Genomic DNA, 1,999 nt, shown 5'->3' with positions numbered 1-1,999 from the left:
TTCTGCAAACAGAGAAAGCTCGGCTGCGACTTCAACCCGACGTTCTTCTCACACCCGAAGTGCGACCCGCTGACCCTCTCGTCAACGAACGACGACACCCGCAAATTCTGGATTGAGCACGGCAAAGCGTCCATCAGAATCAGCGCGTACTTGGCCGAAGAGCTCGGACAACCCTGCGTGATGAACATCTGGACGGGCGACGGCTTCAAGGATATTCCCGGCGACAGGTTAGGACCGCGCGTGAGATACCGTGAGGCAATTGATGAGATTCTTCGCGAGCCTTACGACTTCAAGAAGGTCAAGCCCTGCATAGAAAGCAAAGTGTTCGGCATCGGCGTTGAGGCCTACACGGTCGGCAGCGCAGAATTTGCCCTGAGCTATGCCGCCTACAACCGGGACAAGTGCATTCCGCTCATGGACAACGGACACTATCACCCGACCGAAGTCGTCAGCGACAAAATCCCGGCACTGCTCGCGTTCTTCGACGAAATAGCGTTACACGTTACGAGGCCGATACGCTGGGACTCGGATCACGTTGTGTTGTTCGAGGACGAGACCAGAGAGATAGCGCGCGAGATCGTTCGCTGCGGAGGCCTGAAGGGGCGCGTGAACATTGCGCTTGACTACTTCGACGCGTCGATCAACCGTATAGTTGCGTGGACGATGGGCTACAGGAACTTCCAGAAGGCTTTACTGTTCGCACTGCTGCAGCCCGTCGACGAGTTGAAGGCTCTGCAGGACAACTCAGAGTTCACCAAGCTGTTCGTAGTTCAGGACGAGCTGAAGACGTTACCGTTCGGGGACGTGTGGGATGAGTATTGCGGAGTGTGCGGGAAGCCGTTAGACCGTGAGTGGTTTGCGGGAGTCCAGAAGTATGAGGCCGAAGTCCTCAGCAAGAGGTGCTAACCATGAAGGACATAATGACCGCTCCGTTCATGACGGAGATGATTCGGACCTGCACGAACATGTACGCTCACGGCTGGGACGAGCGCAACGGCGGGAACATTTCGCTGATGCTCGAAGAAGCTGACGTGAAGGAGTACGGCGACGTAAATAGAGTCCTCCGCACGATTCCGACAGGTTTCAACGCGCCGACACTTGAGGGGAAATACTTTCTTGTCACCGGGACAGGAAAGTACTTCAAGAATGTGCAGTACGCTCCAGATGTGAATCTTGGCTTAGTGAAGCTGATTGACGGCGGAACGAATGCCCAGCTGCTTTGGGGGTTCACTGACGGCGGAAAGTTCACGAGTGAGTTCCCCGCGCACATGATGAGCCATGCCGTAAGGCTCTCCGTCAACCCCGCTAACAGAGTCGTAATGCACTGCCACCCGACGAATCTGCTGGCGATGACCTACGTCCACACTCTGGATGAACGCGCATTTACCCGGACGCTGTGGCAGATGTGCACTGAATGTATCGTGGTCTTCCCTGACGGAGTGAACGTGCTCCCGTGGATGCTCTGCGGAACGAACGAGATCGGCGAGGCAACTGCAGAGAAGATGAAGACAGCGCGGCTTGTAGTGTGGGCGCAGCATGGATTGTACGGAGCAGGTGTAGACCTTGATGAAGCGTTCGGGTTGATTGAGACAGCGGAGAAGGCTGCGGAGATCTACATGAAGATAGCGCACCTGCCGTTAGTAAACACGATCACAGATGAACAGATGCACCTGCTTGAAGGAAGATTCAGCGTGAAAGCCCGCGAGGGTTATTTAGCATAAGGAGGAACTATGTTAATGGTAAGTCGTATAGTACTCAACAACATATCGTATCACGGTAAAGGAGCAATTGAGAACATCCCTGCCGACCTCAAGGCGCGCGGCAAGAAGAAGGTATTTGTGTGCACAGACGCAAGCCTAGTGAAGTTCGGCGTTAGCAAGAAGGTTACTGACCTGCTTGACAAGGCCGGAATCGCCTACGAAGTCTACAGCGACATCAAGCCCAACCCCACAATAGAGAACGTCCAGAACGGAGTCGCAGCGTTCAAGAAAGCCGGAGC

The 1,999-nt window shown here is 54.7% G+C and carries 3 protein-coding genes; all 3 read left to right on the top strand.

Annotation, left to right across the window (positions count from 1 at the left end; all coding sequences use genetic code 11):
• Nucleotides 1-906, top strand: a 906-nt coding sequence (locus tag IJT02_01850; protein MBQ7543668.1) for an L-rhamnose isomerase, incomplete at its 5' end; no start/stop codon positions are given.
• A 2-nt stretch (nt 907-908) separates the two neighbouring features.
• The gene (gene rhaD / locus IJT02_01845; GenBank protein ID MBQ7543667.1) at nt 909-1,721 is read left to right on the top strand and encodes a rhamnulose-1-phosphate aldolase; all 813 of its coding nucleotides are present in this window, start codon (nt 909-911) and stop codon (nt 1,719-1,721) included.
• Between the two features lie 15 nt (nt 1,722-1,736).
• On the top strand, nt 1,737-1,999 hold a 263-nt coding region (locus IJT02_01840; protein ID MBQ7543666.1), incomplete at its 3' end, for an iron-containing alcohol dehydrogenase.

The organism is Synergistaceae bacterium, from assembly GCA_017450125.1.
Classification (GTDB): Bacteria; Synergistota; Synergistia; order Synergistales; family Aminobacteriaceae; genus JAFUXM01.
This window is presented reverse-complemented; position numbering and strand designations above follow the sequence as displayed.

What these genes read in the sequence shown, in the direction of transcription:
- rhaD (MBQ7543667.1), top strand. Translation starts at nt 909, where the DNA reads ATGAAGGACATAATGACCGCTCCGTTCATGACGGAGATGATTCGGACC.